A 14,820-nucleotide genomic window follows, 5' to 3' on the forward strand; every position below is an offset into this window, starting at 1 on the left:
GGTGCTAACATGAGCGGTTCACCTGACATCGTCATCATCGGCTCAGGCGTCGGCGGCGCCACGGTCGCGGCCGGCCTGGCCGTGATCGGTGCGCAGATATTGATCCTCGAAGCCGGTGATCAGATCGCCGACCTTCCGGTCAACCGCGACCAGCGCGCGATCTTCCAGCGGGGACATTTTCGACCGAAGGAAACCTGGTACGAGGCAAGCGGCAAGGGGTTCAATCCCGGCAACTACTACAATGTCGGCGGGAATTCGAAGTTCTACGGCGCCGTGTTGTCACGTTATCGCAAGCAAGATTTCGACGTCATCCAGCACCGGGAGGGCGTGTCGCCGGCATGGCCGTTTCCGTATGAAGCCTTAGAGCCGTGGTACTGCCAGGCCGAACGCATGTATCAGGTCCGCGGCAGCCTTGGCGAAGACCCCACAGAACCGCACCACTCGGCTGCCTACGAGTACCCGCCCGTCCCGGACGAGGCGCCGATTGCCGATATCAGGGCGCGTCTCAAGCGGAAAGGCCTGCATCCGTTTTCTCTACCGCTCGGCCTCGATCTTGACGCCTGGCTCTCCAAAGCACGCACGCCGTGGGATGCGCACCCCAACGCCCGCGACGGCAAGATGGACGCCGAGACCGCAGCCCTTTCAGTGGCGCTGAGCCACGAGAACGTCCGGCTCGAAACCAATGCGCGCGTGACGAGGCTTGACACGGGAGCGGGGAGCCGGATCGACCGGGTGACCTATGTCAAGAACGGGGAGACGCTGACTGTTTCACCTGAGATCGTGATCCTTGCTGCCGGCGCAGTGCAATCGTCCGTTCTTTTGCTGCGCTCGAAAAACGACCGCTTCCCAAAGGGTCTGGCGAATTCTTCCGACCAAGTGGGCCGCAACTTCATGAACCACAATGCCTCCGCGGTCATCGGGGTCTCGCCGCGGTTCAGGAACACCTCCATCTACCAGAAGACTTTTGCCTTCAACGATTTCTATCTCTCCGACGGGGAGGGAGGGCCGCCCCTCGGCAACGTGCAACTCCTCGGTCGCATCTCTGAAAAGGTTCTCAAGGGCTCTCTGCCCCAGGCTCCGGAATGGCTCCTGCGCTTCATCACCGGCCATGCCATCGACTTCTATGCGATGAGCGAGGACGTTCCTAATCCCGAAAGCCGGGTCATGGTGGATGGAGATCGGATTATTCTCCAATGGCAACGAACCAACTGGGACGCTCATCTCGCGCTTGTCGCCAGGCTGAAGGCAATCCTGAAGTCGATCGGGTTTCCGATCGTGCTGGCGAGGCCCTTCGACAAGCGCACGCCCTCCCATCAGTGCGGAACGATCCGCATCGGAAACGATCCCGCGGCCGCGCCGCTCGACGCCTATTGCCGGTCTTATGATCACGAAAATCTCTTCGTCCTCGACGCCAGTTTCCTCCCCACATCGGCCGCTGTGAATCCTGCGCTTACTATCGCCGCCCAGGCACTGAGAGTGGCAGATCACATCGCGTCGAAGGACTTGCAGGCACGAGACGCGCTGGCAGACCGAACGGACAAAATAGGACAGTAAGATGAGTTTCGACTATATCATCACCGGCGCCGGCCCTGCAGGATGCGTGCTTGCAAATCGGCTGAGCGAAGATCCAGATGTCAACATCCTCCTGCTCGAGGCGGGTGGAGGCGACTGGAATCCGCTTTTTCACATGCCCGCGGGCTTCGCCAAGATGACCAAAGGCGTCGCCAGCTGGGGATGGGAAACCGTTCCCCAGAAACACATGAAAGGCCGGGTGCTTCGTTATACGCAGGCGAAAGTCATTGGTGGCGGCTCGTCCATCAACGCACAGCTCTACACGCGTGGAAACGCGGTGGATTATGACCTCTGGGCTCGTGAAGACGGCTGCGAGGGCTGGGACTATCGTTCGATCCTTCCCTATTTCAAACGTGCGGAAGACAACCAGCGCTTCGCCGACGACTACCACTCCTATGGCGGTCCGCTCGGCGTCTCGATGCCGGCTGCGCCGCTGCCGATCTGCGACGCCTATATCCGTGCAGGGCAGGAGCTCGGCATTCCCTACAATCACGACTTCAACGGACGCCAACAGGCAGGCGTGGGATTTTATCAGCTGACGCAGCGCAACCGTCGCCGGTCGTCGGCATCGCTCGCGTATCTCTCGCCGATCAAGGACCGGAAGAACCTGACGGTGAGGACGGGCACGCGCGTCGCGCGTATTATCGTGGAGGGAGCCCGTGCGACAGGCGTCGAGATCGTGACCTCGCACGGCCAGGAGATCGTGCGCGCCGACCGCGAAGTATTGGTTTCCTCCGGCGCCATCGGATCACCGAAGCTGCTTTTGCAGTCCGGCATAGGACCGGCCGACTATCTCAAGTCGGTGGGCGTCAAGGTGCTCCACGATCTGCCGGGTGTCGGCGGCAACCTCCAGGATCACCTGGATCTTTTCGTCATTGCCGAATGCACGGGCGATCACACTTATGATGGCGTCGCAAAGTTCCACCGGACACTTTGGGCCGGCATCCAATATGTCCTGTTCCGCACCGGTCCTGTCGCCTCGTCGCTCTTCGAGACCGGCGGCTTCTGGTATGCCGATCCTGAAGCCCGTTCTCCTGATATCCAGTTTCACCTCGGCCTGGGTTCGGGCATCGAAGCCGGCGTCGAACGGCTCAAGAATGCGGGCGTGACGCTTAACTCCGCCTATCTGCATCCGCGCTCGCGGGGCACGGTACGTCTGTCATCCTCGGACCCAGCTGCCGCTCCATTGATCGACCCCAACTACTGGTCCGATCCCCACGACAGGACGATGTCCCTGGAAGGGCTGAAGCTCGCTCGCGAGATCATGCAGCAGGCGGCGCTGAAGCCCTATGTCATGGCCGAAAGGCTACCCGGACCGAAGATCATGACCGACGAACAGCTTTTCGACTACGGCTGCGCCAACGCAAAGACCGACCATCATCCGGTCGGCACCTGCAAGATGGGGAGAGGACCCGACGCGGTTGTCGGGCTTGATCTCAAAGTCCATGGCTTGGAAGGCCTCAGGGTCTGCGACTCATCCGTCATGCCGCGCGTGCCGTCATGCAATACCAACGCGCCGACGATCATGGTCGGCGAAAAAGGCTCGGACCTCATTCGGGGCTTGCCGGCACTTTCCCCCACCATCTTCGCCTACGAACGTAACGATGCGAGGCCTCGGGCCCGCGTCGAAATCCGGTAAGCCATATCGAGAGGAGAGACGACAATGTCTGAAGTCAGAGTTGCAGTGCTTGGCGCCTCGGGCTGGATGGGAAAGGTCCACACGATGGCCTATCAGACCTTTCCGCACTTCTTCGGAGTGTCGGACGGAACGGCACGGATCGTCGCTCTCGTCGAAGGCCCCTCGAAGGCAGGCGGGGATCTTTCCCACAGGGCGCCGGGTGCAAGAATTCTTCAGGATTGGAATCTCGCGGTCGCTGATCCGGATGTCGATCTGATCGATATCTGCCTGCCTGACCACCTTCACTATCAGGTGGCCAAGGCGGCCTTGCTGGCCGACAAACATGTCTATTGCGAGAAGCCATTGGCAAACACCGCCGCCGAGGCGCGGGAACTGGCCGACATCGCCCGGGCGAAGGGTGTCATTACCCGCGTCGGACACGCCTTTCCTCGAAATCCCGTCCATGATCTGGCGAAAGACATCATTCAATCCGGCGAAATCGGCGAGATCAAGCTGTTCCGCGGCTGCCAGCACGTCGACATGTATGGCGATCCGAGCGCGCCCTTCATGTGGCGCGCCGATGGAAAGCTTGCACCGACCGGGATCGTCGGTGATACCGGCTCGCACATCTTCAGCTTCATGGATTTCCTGGTCGGCCGCGTCAGTTCCCTGATCGCCGACAATCTCATTGTGACGCCGCGCCGGCCTGTCGTTGAGGGCCTTGCCTATGGCGAGCAGGTGAAACTGACAGGCAATGAGACCTGGGCTGATATTACCAATCCTGATGCAACCAATCTGCTGTGCCGGTTCGAGAACGGCGCCGGCGGGGTCGTCGATTTCAGCCGTGTCGCGACCGGCCGCAAGTTCATGCAGACCTACGAAATTTATGGAACGAAAGGCAGCATCGCCTATACCTATGACGAGATAAACCGGCTGCGCTTCTACTCCAACGAAGACCGGACGGGGCGGCGCGGCTTTCGCGAGATCGACGTGGGTCCTGAGAACCCCACCTTCCGGGCCTTCCTTCCTCTGCCGAATTTCGGCCTGGGCTACAATGAAAGCAAGATCATCGAGGTGGCCGAGGTGATCCGCTCGATCGTTGCAAACAGGCCGATGTGGCCGACATTCGATACAGGTCATCACATCTGCCAGATTGTCGACGCATGCATGGAGTCCTCCCGGCAAAGGCGCTGGGTCGACATCCCGCTGGGTTGAACGCCGATGACCATAGACGTTCCGCAGGAAATTCTTGACGCACTGACCGATGTCGACATGCCGCGGCTCCCAACCGAGCCCGGACCTTCGGACGTGGTCCGGCTCGCCGGCGTCGAGGCGCCGATCTATCGAGCCGGTTGCGTCGTCGTCGGATCCGGCGCGGCAGGTCTGCGTGCGGCGGTGGAAATGAAGCGGCGCGGCGACGACGTCGTCGTTGTCAGCCAAAGCGCGTGGGGTGGAACCTCGGCCTGTTCTGGATCGGACAAGCAGACCCTGCACACGGCAAATACGGCCGATCAGGGCGACAATTACAACGCAATGGCGCGCGCCATCCGCAGCGGCGGCGCCATGGACGAGGACACGGCCTATGTCGAGGCGGTAGGCTCGTCACGGATGATGGCATCGCTCCAGTTCTTAGGTCTGCCGCTGCCGCAGGATCCGCTTGGCGGGACGCTCAGATATCAGACCGACCATGACGAGGTCGGCCGCGCCACCAGTTGTGGCCCGCGCACCTCGCGCCTGATGGTTAAGGTGTTGGCCGAGGAGGCGATCCGGCTCGGAGTGCCGTTTTACAACCAGACCACCGCGGTAAAGATCCTCACCGAGGGCGCTGGCGCTGACCGCCACGTCGTCGGCATTCTCGCTATGCGCGCTACCGACCGTACGGAGGAGAACCCGCTGGGCATCGCGCTGTTCGTCACCGGCGTGATCGTGCTCGCCGCCGGCGGCCCGGGCGAACTCTATCGCGACAGCGTATATCCCAACGGTTGCTTCGGCTCTCTCGGATTGGCGCTCGAGGCAGGCGTCGAACTCGTCAACCTGACCGAAAGCCAGTTTGGCATCGGAACACGCAGAGAAGGGTTCCCCTGGAACCTGTCCGGCACCTATGTCCAGGCGATCCCGCATATCTACTCGCTCGATTCAGACGGCGCCGAACGCCATTTCCTGGCAGAATACTACCGCAGCACGCAGGAGCTGGCGTCGAACGTCTTCCGCAAGGGCTATCAATGGCCATTTCACGCGACGCGCATGCTCGACTTCGGCTCAAGCCTGGTCGACCTTGCCATCTCCCGCGAAACCGCCGCAGGGCGGCGCGTCTTCATGGACTTGAATCGCAATCCCCTATCCGTGCCGGGCGACCTGCCGTTCAGCCTGGAAAGACTGGATGAAGACGTCCGCGACTATCTCGGCAAGGCCGGCGCCGACCAGGACATGCCGATCGATCGATTGAAGCATATGAACCCGCTCGCGATCGAACTCTATCGCCGCTACAAGATCGACATTGCCGAGGAGCCGCTGGAATTCGCCGTCAGCAACCAGCACATGAACGGCGGCATCATGGTCGACACCTGGGGCCGCAGCAGTCTCGGCGGCTGTTACGCGGTCGGAGAGGCAGCGGGCACACACGGCGTGACGAGGCCGGGTGGAGCAGCGCTCAATGCCGGGCAGGTCTTCGGTACCCGCGCGGCAGAGCACATCAGCGCGACCTGCAGGGCAAAGCGGTACCCCACGGGGGACATAACCGGTACAGCAGAGGCAGGTATCGCCGACCTCCTTGCCGTCCTTCGGACCGAGAGCCCGCTCACCGTCAAATCGATCCGTTCGCAAGTGCAGGCACGAATGAGCGACAAGGCCGGCATCCTCTGCGATCAGGAAAGTGTCAGCGGTGCCCTGATTGAAGCACGCAAGCTGAATGCTGAAATTCGCGCTAACGGCGTCGCCTACGGTCGAGCAGCGGAGGCGGTTCGCGGCGTGCAATGGCGGCATATGGCGCTTGCTTCGGAAGCCGTGCTCAGCGCGCTTGATTTCTTCATTCGCAACGGCGGCGGCAGCCGTGGCGCGCGCGCGATATGTCATGCGGAGGGCGAATCTCTTCCGCTGGCGAACTCAGGGCCGTTACAGGACTATCGCTTCCGAAAGGAACGCCAAGCGCACCGGGAACAGCAGATTATCGTGCGGCTCGATGGCAATGAGATCACGCTTTCCACACGTCCGAACCGCAGCTTTGACGAGAGCGCCAGATCCTTCTTCGAGCGGGACTGGCCGGCCTGGTTGACCGGCCGTATCTACGACCGCGGCACGGATGGATAAGGCTCCGCATCGCCCTCGCGGCGTGTGTTGATCAATCGGGATTCGGCACCGGCGGCGGAACACGGATGCGTTCGGTCTCGTCAGAACCTTCGGCGACGGCTTCCTCGCTTTTGCGCACGTTCCGCGGCGGGTCCTTTCCTTCGACCGGCTTCGGCGACAACTGGTCGTCGGCCTGGATTTCGTCGGTGTTCAGGTAGTTCTTGCTTTCGCCCATAGCGGTTACTTCCGGTTGGAGAATTGCGGGGCAGGGATGCGGTCCTTCCGGTCGGCGCGGCCTGTTTCCGGATCGGTATCGGTGACACCGTCGCCCGCCTCGCGGCTGCTGCCCATGCTGATTGGCGGCTTACGCTGGTCATCGACATTGGCCTCGGGCAATTCGTCGTCCTGAGTGTCCTCATTCAGTGACTTCGGCGGAAGCTTTGCGGAATTGGGGATGGAATTCGTAGGCATTGGACAATCTCCTTTACCAGCTAACTCCGACCGACATTGCAGGTTCCCTGGTTCCTCTGAGATCGACATCGCGGCTTACAGATCTGCTCCAGCTGCGGAAAAGTCGAGCTCGATCATGACGGGCGCGTGGTCGCTCGTATGCGCCCAGCTGCGGGGCTTTCTCCTGACGGTTGCCGATCGAAGCAACGGCGCGACTGCCGGACTGAGCAGGAAGTGGTCGATCCGAAGCCCTGCATCCCGTTCGAAGCTGTTCCGCCAGTATTTCCAGAAGGTGTAGATGTGCTCTCCCGGATGCAGATGTCTGACGGCATCGGTCCAGCCCTGAGCGACGAGATGAGCATAGGCTTTGCGCACTTCCGGCCTGAAGAGGGCGTCGTCCAGCCAGCGCTCAGGCTTGTAGACGTCGATCTCCGTCGGCATGACGTTGAAATCGCCGGCCAGAATCGAAGGTACATCGAGCTCCAGGAGTTCGGCGGCGTACTCCTGCAGACGGCGGAACCAGCGCAGCTTGTAATCGAACTTTGCGCCCGGAAACGGATTGCCGTTGGGAAGATACAGGCATCCGATCAGGATGCCGTCGACGGCAGCTTCGACATACCGGCTGTGGGTATCGTCAGGATCACCAGGAAGACCGCGACGCGTCAGTATCGGTGTCTTACCCTTCGCCAGGATGGCCACCCCGTTCCAGGATCTCTGTCCGTGCCAGATGGCGCCGTAGCCGGCCTGTTCGATCTCCTTTCGCGGAAACCTGGCATCGTCTGTCTTCAGTTCCTGGAGGTAGACCACATCAGGGGCGTCCTCCTTGAGCCAGCGCAGCAGGATTTCCAGCCGCCCGTTGATGCCGTTGACATTGTAGGTTGCGATTTTCATGAGCCCCCCGGAAGCCCGGGCGATGCCGGGCAAGATCTAAAAGCGCTCCTGAGTTTCCTCCTCAGGGAGTCCCCGTCCGCAATCGGCCCATTTTAGGCGGCTCTCCACACCATAGTGTCCCGCCGGGTTGATTTTCTCCGGGCGGTCGAGCGAGCCGACGGTCACCCGGATCAGTTCGTCGCCATCGTACTGAAGATAGAGTGGTGTTCCGCACTTGCCGCAGAAGCCGCGCGTGGCGATCGGCGACGATCGGTACGATTTGGGCGTACCGGCCGTCCAGGCAAGGTCGTCGATCCTCGCCTGGACCAGGACCGCGAAAGGGCCTCCGGTCGCCTTCTTGCACATGTCACAGTGGCAGTAACCCGAATGCGGCGGATCACCGGCGAATTCGTACCGGCAGGATCCGCAAAGACAGCCGCCAGTCCATCGCGCTGCCATGGCTGGCTCCTCAACGCGTCGCGCCAAAGACGAAGGCGATACCGGCGACGATCGCCGCGGCCGTCAGCGGCTGCCGGCGTATGCGATCCTCGAGATCATGGACGAATGTGCGGGCTTCGGCCTTTGCCAGGCGAGCCGATCCGGACGCCAGTTCCGATGCGGACTCAGCGACGCGGCTTGCTTCTCTCTGAAGAGATCGCATTCCTTGGCGATCGACACCGGAGGCGTCGGAGGAGCGGGCAGTGTCGCCCGTCGAGTTCAGAGCTTGATCGACAAATGGATATTGCTCGTCCAGTCTAGCGGGATCCGGCTCCCGCTTCACACGCTCAGCCGCTTCGACGTCGCTGCGTCCGGCGGGAATAGAAGTGTGAGTGGCAGACACCGGGTCGGACGCAGGAAAAGTATCCTCAATTGCTTTGTCGAGTTCGCCTTTTCGCGCCTGCTTCCGCTGCTCTGCCTGTTCTTTTCGCATTGACTGGACTGCGGGGGATTCGTTCGGGTTTGCCATGGAAGTTTCCTCTGTTGCACCTTGAACAAACAAAGCGGCGAAAAGCGGAGAAGTTCCATAGAATGCTTCGGCGCTTAACAGCGATGCACGAACAGCCCCTCGCAGAGGTGCGCTTGAGGTGCCACCATGCGACATTTTTCCGATAACAAGCATTACAATCGGCGAGCGGCGGACCAAAGTCTTGCCGCACCTACTACCTAGGTCGGTTGCATTCTTTACTCGGAACAGCGAAAAGTCTCATACGTCGTATTGCATGGGAAGCGGCAACGAACGGACGAATGAGGCTATGGCATGAGTATCCGGAAACGCGATTTTCTGAGGCTGGGCGGCAGTGCGGCCGTCGCTCTCATCGCTGCTGTATCACCAGTCAGTTTGAATTTCGGCGGTTCCCTTCCTGTTCTGGCGGCGGACTTTGCGCAGGCAAAGGACGGCAACAACGGTAATGGTGGAGGGAATGGCAACGGCGGCGGTAATGGCAATGGCAACGGGGGAGGGAATGGCAATGGTGGCGGCAGCGGCAACGGCAATAGCGGTTCGGGAAACGGCAATGGTGGAAATTCCGCCGGTGGTGGAAGATCGTCTTCCTCTAGCACAGGATCGTCAGCAAGATCGGGCGCGAGAGCGACAGCGGCGTCCGATGGCTCCATCGACGTCCGTCATTCGAACGGCATCACTGAAACCCTGCAACGCGGTCGCTACATTATGAAGGACTCGAAGGGCCGGACGATCATCAGTCGACAAGCAACGGCAAACGATACCCGCCGGATGAGCCGCTTTCTTCGCTGACGCATGATAGGCGGGTGATAATCCGTCTCAGCGCCGTTCGCGCCACTGTAGAGCCGCTTCGGTCCGGTTTGAGGCGCCGAGCTTGCTCAGGATTTGGGTCATATGGTGTTTCACAGTCTTTTCCTGCAGGTTGAGACGCAAGCCGATATGCTTGTTTGATAGGCCTTGAGCGACAAGATCCATCACCTCGCGTTCCCGTGGCGTCAGGCTGCTTTTGTCGGAGGTTCCGCCATTCAAGGAATTTTCCATGACTTTCGCCGACATCGTCGGCGATATATATCGCGAGCCACGCAGGACGGTTTGGATTGCTTCGGCGAGGCCACGTGAACCAACACCTTTCAGAACATAGCCCATCGCGCCCCGTTGCAGAGCTCCCAGTAAGGTGTCCACCTCCTCGGATACCGTCAACATCAGCACTTTCGTTGCGGGGCTCCGCGCAAGGACGTCACTGATCGCAGAAAGCCCGCCGCCGGGCATCGAGACATCGAGGAGCATGATGTCGGGGCGGTTGTCCGAAGCGATCATCGCCGCATCATCGCTGCTGGCCCCCTCGCCAACGACGATAAAGCCGCTGATTTCGGATAGGCTGCGCGTTACACCCTCGCGAAAAAGCGGATGATCATCCACGACGCCGATGGTGATTGATGTCATTCCTACTCTCCCACTTCCATTGGCTCAAAGATCATGGTCACGGTCGTTCCTCCTTCGCCTGTCTTGATGTCGAAGGAACCTCCCAGGCTGTCGACGCGCTCGCGCAAACCCACGAGGCCGAGGCTCGTTGGCCTCACCTCGGTCGGATCGAAGCCGTCGCCGTGATCGCTGACCTCGACACGGACATGACCCTTGTGCGAGACGGCTCTGACAGCCTGCTGAACGCCGCCGCCGTGGCGATAGGCGTTGTTCAAGGCTTCCTGAACGAAGCGATAGATACAGATCTTCACGGCTGGAGGAAGTTCCGGTCCGTCCTCGTCGATAACAGTTTCGACAGGTGTTTCGGTCTTGTGTTGATGCGCTTCGACGACCCGCGTGACGATCTCGGTGATCGAGGATTTTTCGATGTGTGGAAGCACCAGGCCTCTGCAGATATTGCGGATCTCCGTCATCGCTTCGGCAAGGCTCGAGCGTATCCAGGCAAGCTCCTTCTCACGCGCTTCGGGCTGGGTGGACGCATTGATCAACACGTCGCTGTCCAGGCGCAATGAGGCATAGGCGATGTGCTGGGCCGGACCGTCATGCAGATCGGCACCGATGCTGCGCAGATATGTTTCGTTCAGCGCCGCCGCACGCTGGGAGGCGCGCTGCAGGCGCCGCTGAAGTCCGCGGTTTTCCGCCAGCAGCGCAGAGAGTTCGGTGACCCGGTCTTTGAGATCCTTGCGCTGCGCCTCGATCGTGCGGCTACCCCGGAACACCAGAACGGAGAGAACAAGGAAAAAGGTCGCCGTGAGGGCGGCGACGGCGCCCCAGCTCCGGAGCCTTGCACGCGCCAGACTATCGCCCAGGCCTTCGGCTGTCTCGTAGAACTCAAGAACGGCGACCGCCTGTCCGGACCACGGCTGAAGCACCGGGTTATAGATCTCCATCAGCGGCTTGCCGAGCGCGCGCTCTGTGTCGCTTTCCGGATCGTTGGCGATTTCATAACGCGCGACGAGAGACCCTGCGAATGCCCTCTGCAGCTTGTCGCTGACCGCAAACTTCCTGCCCACCAGCTCCTTCTCGTTCGAATAGAGGATGGTGCCGTCGCTCCGCCACAGCTTGAACGAAACAAGGCGTTTGCCGAGTGCACCCTGACCGAGCGTCTCATCCAGAGCCTGAGCACTCGCTTCATCAAGCAATGACTCGGTTTGCATATCGGGAAGGAGCGGCGCGATCACGCTGTCCACATAAAGCGCTGTCGCCGCGCCCGAATTGTGGATGACGGTCTCCTCTATGAGGTGGCTCACGAAAAAGCCCACCACGAACATGGCGGCAATCGAAATGAGCCCACCCGCGATGAAGAACTGGGAGGCGAGTGAGCGGGCATTCCAGCGGCGAAGCCAATTCATTTTGATACCGATAATAGACTTGCCGATGAACCTACCGCGTCTTCAGAGTTTTCCAAACAGCGTCAGGGCAAATTCCTCGTGTCGAACACCTCGGCGCCTCTTATGCTCTGGGTCAACCCGACGGTATCGCCGGACATGGCTGCGCCGAAAACGTAGAGAAGGGCAGCCAGAACGACAACAAGTGCGAAGACGGACGCGTTGCAAGCGTCATTCACTCGGGATCTATGACTCTGGGGCATGTCGGATCTCCTTGGTCTCTTTCGAAACGGAGCGATCCCGATGCGCGTTCCACTCCAGGGACTTCGGTCGGACAGGGCTGGGACCAAGGTCTGACGCCCATAGACATCAACGGATTCAGTCATATTTCACGATCGACAGACCAAGGTTTGGAGGCTTGTACGTGACGATTTCCGCAGATATCGAAGGCGGCATCAGCGCCGAATCTGCCGTTTTTCCCGCGCCGTTCGAGGAAGACGTTGCCGACTTTTACGAGGCCTTTCTCGTGCCCATACTCTTCGAGCCTTATGCGTCGGAGATGGCGATCGTCGCTGAACGATTGAAACCATGCAGCGTTCTCGAGGTTGCTGCGGGGACCGGCGCCTTGACACGCGCTTTGCGGGCGACACTCGATCATGCAACGGAACTCGTTGCCACCGACCTCAGCCAGGCGATGATCGACGTCGGCGCACCATCGTTGACGATGTCGCGGACTCACTGGATGCACGCCGACGCGCAAAATCTCCCTTTCGCGCCTTCGATGTTCGATCTCGTCGTCTGCCAGTTCGGGGTGATGTTCTTTCCGGATAAGCTGAAGGCCTATGGCGAGGCTGCAAGAGTGTTGCGGAGCGGCGGTCGTTTCCTGTTTGCGACCTGGGATTCGCTTTCTGCTAACGACTTCGCGAGATATGTGGACGAGTGCCTGGCAGGCCTATTTCGGTCCGACCCGCCGGACTTTCTAAGTCGCCTGCCATATTCCTATTTCGACCCTCATACGATCAAGGCGCATATGTCTTCGGCTGGATTTGATTCGGTTTCCTGCGATCGGATCGAGTTGACCTCCGTCGCGGCCGCCCACGACGTCGCTGCAGCCTTCTGTCAAGGCACTCCGCTCAGGGGAGAGATCGAAAAGCGGGCGCCGGGGCGCATTCTGGAGATCGTCGACGAAGTGGCCGAGCAACTGGAATCGCGCCACGGAGTGCGTCCGTGCGGCGGCATGAGTGCATTGGTTGTCGTCGGCCGTGTGTCATAATTCTCGTCAGCGTACGGCGGCAATCATGCGGTTCCTCCATATTTGAATGTCCAAAAGTTCCTGCCCACCGAGATATGACGGCTCACCGCGGTCAGCTTGTGCGTTGCGCGTAGGAAGGCTCGCGCATGGCTCGGATGACGTGCCGTTCTATCTCCGAGCAGGTCTTGTCATATTCCCGCACCAGGTTCGAATTGAACCGATGCCGTCGAACTGCGTCACGCGCTTCGACGGCCATCTGGTAGGCTTCGAAGAGCTCGAGCTGCCACGGGTCGCGGGTTTCCATGATCAGCTTGCGCATCTGCGGCAGGCGCATCGCCAGGCGCCTGCGTCCCGCCTCCCGACGGTTGGATCGTGCCATCTCCTTCAGTCTCCTCAATGCCCGCGACGACAGGGCCTTCGATCCGCAATTAGCGCCGGCGACCGATATTGAAATGGGTTTTAGGACCAAAGGCCGAGGCCATCGGACTGAGGTCCGGGGCGTGGAACGACCCTGCCTCCAGCTAGTTGGTTTTGCAGCGGTCACGAAGGCCGCCTCGAAACAGAAGGAGGAGAAAATGCTCTCCAAGCTTATCGTCGGTGCGGCCACTGCCGCGAGCCTCATGTCGGGCGTCGCATTCGCCCAGTCCTCGACCGTTAATGGTGCGGCGGGTGGCGCGGTTACCGGTGCGATCGTCGGTGGCCCCGTCGGTGCTGCTGTCGGTGGCGTTGCCGGCGCCGTTGTTGGCACGGCGATCGATCCGCCGCCGCAAAAGGTCGTCACCTATGTCCGCGAGGCTCCAGCACCATCGGCGCGCGTGGTCGTGAAGGAGAAGATTGTCGTCGGGCAGCCCCTGCCGGAGACGGTCGTCGTGACGCCTATTCCGGATGACCCGACCTATGCTTATGCGGTGGTCAATGATGAACGTGTCATCGTCGAACCGTCGTCCCGCAAGGTCATCCAGGTCATCAAGTGACCTGATGCGACGCAGCCACTGCCGCGTCATTGCTCCGCAAATCATCTTAAAACCTGAGAAGCGCCGCACGACAGACGGAAGCGCCGTCGTGCGGCCAAAAAAGCAGAGAGATTGTTATGAAGACCAAGACACTCGCAGTGCTGATGACGGCACTCTCGATCGGCGTTTCGCCGGTCGGTATCATGGCCGCCTCGGCGCAGGATGCACCAATCCTTCCCAAGAAGGGTGCTGCCCAAAACAACCAGTCCAGCGGTGGTGCGACCCAGCAACCGGATGCGGGGGGCGCCACCTCCTCGGGTGGCGCAGGAGCATCGAGTAGCCAGGATGCGCAGCAGCAACCTTCCGGCTCCGACGGAAACTCGTCGGGGGCGTCGACCGGAACCTCCACGGATGGCTCCTCGGGTCAGACGACAACTCAGCCCGGTGCCAAGACGCAGTCCGGAAGCTCGACCGAAACCGGCTCCGGTGCCGCAGGCACGGACACCTCCGACGGAAGCCCGGATGCTTCGAAGTCTCCCAAGTCGGGGCAGTCCTCGACGGAAAGCCAGAAGCCTGCCGGCAGCGAGGACACCGGCACATCGACCGGCTCCAGCGAGACCCAGAAGTCTGGCGACGCGAAGTCTTCCAGCGGCTCGACTGAGACCCAGTCGAACAGCAAGACCAACAACACATCCGTCGACAGCAGCACTCAGAAAACCACGAAGACCGAGACGAACAACACGACCAACGTGAACATCTCCGTCGAGCAGCAGACGGAAATCCGTACCGTTGTGAAAGAAGTTCACGTCGAGCCGGTTCGGGAGGTGGACTTCACGGTTTCGGTCGGCACGACCATTCCGAAGAAGATCAGGCTCGAGCCGCTGCCGCCGCGGATCGTGGAGATCGTACCGCAGTACAAGGCCTACCGCTTCTTCCTCCTCGCGGACGGCCGGATCGTCATCGTCGATCCCTCTGCATTCACGATCGTCTACATCATCTCGGCATAACGGCCGGTGCCCGGCGGCGACCGCCGCCGCCGGGGCCGAGGA

16 protein-coding genes are annotated in these 14,820 nt (G+C 60.8%); 8 read left to right on the plus strand and 8 right to left on the minus strand.

Features of this window, described 5'->3' with window-relative positions; genetic code table 11:
• Positions 1-9: 9 nt before the first annotated feature.
• From RWK44_RS28540 to RWK44_RS28555, 4 genes are read left to right on the plus strand one after another with little or no spacing between them, the layout of a single operon-like run.
• On the plus strand, positions 10-1,554 hold the full coding sequence (locus RWK44_RS28540; RefSeq protein WP_132615159.1) for a GMC oxidoreductase: 1,545 nt from the start codon (positions 10-12) through the stop codon (positions 1,552-1,554).
• A gap of 1 nt (position 1,555) precedes the next feature.
• Entirely contained in the window at positions 1,556-3,211 is a 1,656-nt protein-coding gene (locus RWK44_RS28545; protein ID WP_316029773.1) for a GMC family oxidoreductase, read from the plus strand.
• Between the two features lie 24 nt (positions 3,212-3,235).
• Positions 3,236-4,405 (plus strand): Gfo/Idh/MocA family protein, encoded by a 1,170-nt coding sequence (locus RWK44_RS28550; protein WP_222061441.1) that lies wholly within the window; start codon positions 3,236-3,238, stop codon positions 4,403-4,405.
• 6 nt (positions 4,406-4,411) lie between these two features.
• Complete coding sequence (locus RWK44_RS28555) at positions 4,412-6,496, plus strand: FAD-dependent oxidoreductase (protein ID WP_222061446.1); 2,085 nt, start codon at positions 4,412-4,414, stop codon at positions 6,494-6,496.
• Between the two features lie 31 nt (positions 6,497-6,527).
• Here the strand turns inward: RWK44_RS28555 and RWK44_RS28560 are convergent, their stop codons facing one another.
• From RWK44_RS28560 to RWK44_RS28580, 5 genes are all read right to left on the minus strand, one after another.
• Complete coding sequence (locus RWK44_RS28560; RefSeq protein ID WP_131640303.1) at positions 6,528-6,710, minus strand: hypothetical protein; 183 nt, start codon at positions 6,708-6,710, stop codon at positions 6,528-6,530.
• A gap of 5 nt (positions 6,711-6,715) precedes the next feature.
• Complete coding sequence (locus RWK44_RS28565) at positions 6,716-6,946, minus strand: hypothetical protein (protein ID WP_077981258.1); 231 nt, start codon at positions 6,944-6,946, stop codon at positions 6,716-6,718.
• Positions 6,947-7,021: 75 nt separating this feature from the next.
• Positions 7,022-7,816: an exodeoxyribonuclease III gene (gene xth / locus RWK44_RS28570; protein ID WP_316029774.1), complete on the minus strand. Its 795-nt coding sequence runs from the start codon at positions 7,814-7,816 to the stop codon at positions 7,022-7,024.
• 36 nt (positions 7,817-7,852) lie between these two features.
• Positions 7,853-8,254, minus strand: coding sequence for a GFA family protein (locus tag RWK44_RS28575; protein WP_077981257.1), 402 nt, complete (start codon positions 8,252-8,254; stop codon positions 7,853-7,855).
• Positions 8,255-8,264: 10 nt separating this feature from the next.
• Complete coding sequence (locus tag RWK44_RS28580; RefSeq protein WP_025394173.1) at positions 8,265-8,762, minus strand: hypothetical protein; 498 nt, start codon at positions 8,760-8,762, stop codon at positions 8,265-8,267.
• 291 nt (positions 8,763-9,053) lie between these two features.
• On the opposite strand from RWK44_RS28580, the gene RWK44_RS28585 reads away from it, so the two are divergent.
• Positions 9,054-9,548, plus strand: a complete 495-nt coding sequence (locus RWK44_RS28585; protein WP_316029775.1) for a hypothetical protein — start codon at positions 9,054-9,056, stop codon at positions 9,546-9,548.
• A 27-nt stretch (positions 9,549-9,575) separates the two neighbouring features.
• Here RWK44_RS28585 and RWK44_RS28590 read toward each other — a convergent pair whose 3' ends face one another.
• Together RWK44_RS28590 and RWK44_RS28595 are read right to left on the minus strand one after the other, a co-directional pair.
• Positions 9,576-10,199 carry a response regulator gene (locus RWK44_RS28590; RefSeq protein WP_020049578.1) on the minus strand — a complete coding sequence of 208 codons (624 nt, stop codon included), beginning with the start codon at positions 10,197-10,199 and terminating at the stop codon, positions 9,576-9,578.
• A gap of 2 nt (positions 10,200-10,201) precedes the next feature.
• The gene (locus RWK44_RS28595; protein WP_222061449.1) at positions 10,202-11,590 is read right to left on the minus strand and encodes a sensor histidine kinase; all 1,389 of its coding nucleotides are present in this window, start codon (positions 11,588-11,590) and stop codon (positions 10,202-10,204) included.
• Positions 11,591-11,990: 400 nt separating this feature from the next.
• Here RWK44_RS28595 and RWK44_RS28600 point away from each other — a divergent pair, with 400 nt between their 5' ends.
• The gene (locus tag RWK44_RS28600; RefSeq protein WP_131663981.1) at positions 11,991-12,839 is read left to right on the plus strand and encodes a class I SAM-dependent methyltransferase; all 849 of its coding nucleotides are present in this window, start codon (positions 11,991-11,993) and stop codon (positions 12,837-12,839) included.
• A gap of 91 nt (positions 12,840-12,930) precedes the next feature.
• Here RWK44_RS28600 and RWK44_RS28605 read toward each other — a convergent pair whose 3' ends face one another.
• On the minus strand, positions 12,931-13,197 hold the full coding sequence (locus tag RWK44_RS28605; protein ID WP_316029776.1) for a hypothetical protein: 267 nt from the start codon (positions 13,195-13,197) through the stop codon (positions 12,931-12,933).
• 196 nt (positions 13,198-13,393) lie between these two features.
• Between RWK44_RS28605 and RWK44_RS28610 the strand changes: the two genes are divergently transcribed.
• Positions 13,394-13,792, plus strand: coding sequence for a DUF1236 domain-containing protein (locus RWK44_RS28610; RefSeq protein WP_025394179.1), 399 nt, complete (start codon positions 13,394-13,396; stop codon positions 13,790-13,792).
• 116 nt (positions 13,793-13,908) lie between these two features.
• Positions 13,909-14,778 carry a DUF1236 domain-containing protein gene (locus tag RWK44_RS28615; RefSeq protein WP_131640299.1) on the plus strand — a complete coding sequence of 290 codons (870 nt, stop codon included), beginning with the start codon at positions 13,909-13,911 and terminating at the stop codon, positions 14,776-14,778.
• Positions 14,779-14,820 lie beyond the last annotated feature (42 nt).

Source organism: Rhizobium sp. 25PS6 (assembly GCF_032464655.1).
GTDB lineage: Bacteria > Pseudomonadota > Alphaproteobacteria > Rhizobiales > Rhizobiaceae > Rhizobium > Rhizobium laguerreae.